1 protein-coding gene is annotated in these 1,536 nt (G+C 69.7%); it reads left to right on the top strand.

Translation table 11 applies throughout. The annotated features are described in order from the left end of the window. Window positions 1-131: 131 nt before the first annotated feature. Window positions 132-1,253: an IS110 family RNA-guided transposase gene (locus GDJ93_RS07205; RefSeq protein WP_152068278.1), complete on the top strand. Its 1,122-nt coding sequence runs from the start codon at window positions 132-134 to the stop codon at window positions 1,251-1,253. Window positions 1,254-1,536 lie beyond the last annotated feature (283 nt).

Below are 1,536 nucleotides of genomic sequence, written 5' to 3'. Positions count from 1 at the left end.
CAGACACTATGACCCAATCCGAGGGCACTAAAAAGATAGGAGCCCCCGCTCGTGACCGCGGGTCGGGGCTGCGACAATGATGTTGAAGTGCCATAGGCGCAGCCGCGCCGCAACGAGGTTGGGAGGCTCCCATGCCAAAGTATTCTACCGCGTTCGGGATGGACGTCCACCTGAGGTCGACCACCGTCTGCGCCCTCGACGCGGACACCGGCGAGGCCGTGACGAGGAGGTTCCCCGGCAACCCCTGGGGCGAGATCGCCGGGTGGATGGATGGGTTCCCCGGGCCGTCGCTCGCGGCCTACGAGAGCGGCTACCTCGGCTTCGCCCCGCAAAGGGAGCTCGCCGGGCTCGGCGTCGAGTGCGTCGTCGCCGCGGTCTCGAAGATCCCCAGGTCGACCGCCGACTCGGCCTCCAAGAACGACAGGAACGACGCCGCCAGGATGGCCAAGGCGATACTCGCCCACGACATCTCCCCCGTATGGGTCCCCTCCCCCGAGGTCGAAGGCATCAGGGACCTCGCCGGCGCCTACGGCGGGGCGACCGCGCGCCTGGCGACCGCCAAGCAGCGGCTGCTCGCCTTCCTCGCAAAGCGGGGGTTCGTCTACGGCGGCACCACGCCCGCCGGCAACCCGAGGAAGTACTGGACCTACGACTTCCTGAGGTGGCTCGACAAGGTCAGGCCGGAGGACGATGGCGGGGTTCGGACGCTCGCCGCCCTGAGGAACGAGGTCGAGGCCGCGGCGGAGGCCCGGGCGGACCTGCTCTCCGAGTACAGGGCCGCCGTGGATGCCAGCCCGATCGCCGCGGAGGTGGCCGCCCTCCAGTCGATCAAGGGCTGCGCCTTCGCGCTGGCCGCAGCCTTCTCGGCCGAGGTCGGCGACTTCACGAGGTTCCGTTCCGGAAGGCAGGTCACGGCCTATTTCGGCCTCGCGCCGAGTCAGAGGTCGAGTGGCGACTCCGTGCGGCTCGGAGGCATCAGCGGCGCGGGCAACGCGCTCGTGAGGAAGCTGGCCGTTGAGGGCTCATGGTGCTACGCCGCGGCACGGCACCAGCCGAAGCTCATGCCGAGGGACACGGGCGTGCCCCTCGAGATAAGGATGCACGGGAGGAAGGGGTCCGAGCGGCTCCTGCGGCGGCGCGAGGAGATGCTCGCCCGCGGCATGCCCGCGGCGAAGGCCAACGCGGCCACCGCGGCCGAGCTCGTGAGGTGGCTCTGGGCCCTCGGCATGATGTGCCGGGAGGGCGCGGAATAGACATAGCCCCCGTCCCGGCGAGCCGGGCGGCCTTCGGGGATACCCCCTATTTCGCTGTGCGCGCGGAGCCCTCCGCATGCGCCTCGACAGACTTGGGGGACCCCGCCGAAGGAATGGAGTGCGGGCCGGCAGAACGGTATCCGCGGATATGAGACTGAGCCGAAGGCGTCGATGACATGCCGGGGGCGGACCGGGACGGGTTAACGGCAGGCCCCGCCGACCGATTGCAAGCGGTCGGCGGGGCCATTGTGGCTCTTGACAGCGGATTGGGTCATATGAGCGA

This window comes from Collinsella aerofaciens (assembly GCF_902501475.1).
In the GTDB taxonomy this organism is placed as follows: domain Bacteria; phylum Actinomycetota; class Coriobacteriia; order Coriobacteriales; family Coriobacteriaceae; genus Collinsella; species Collinsella aerofaciens_AL.
The sequence above is the reverse complement of the archived record's forward strand: the minus strand, read 5'-3'. Positions and strand labels throughout refer to the sequence as shown.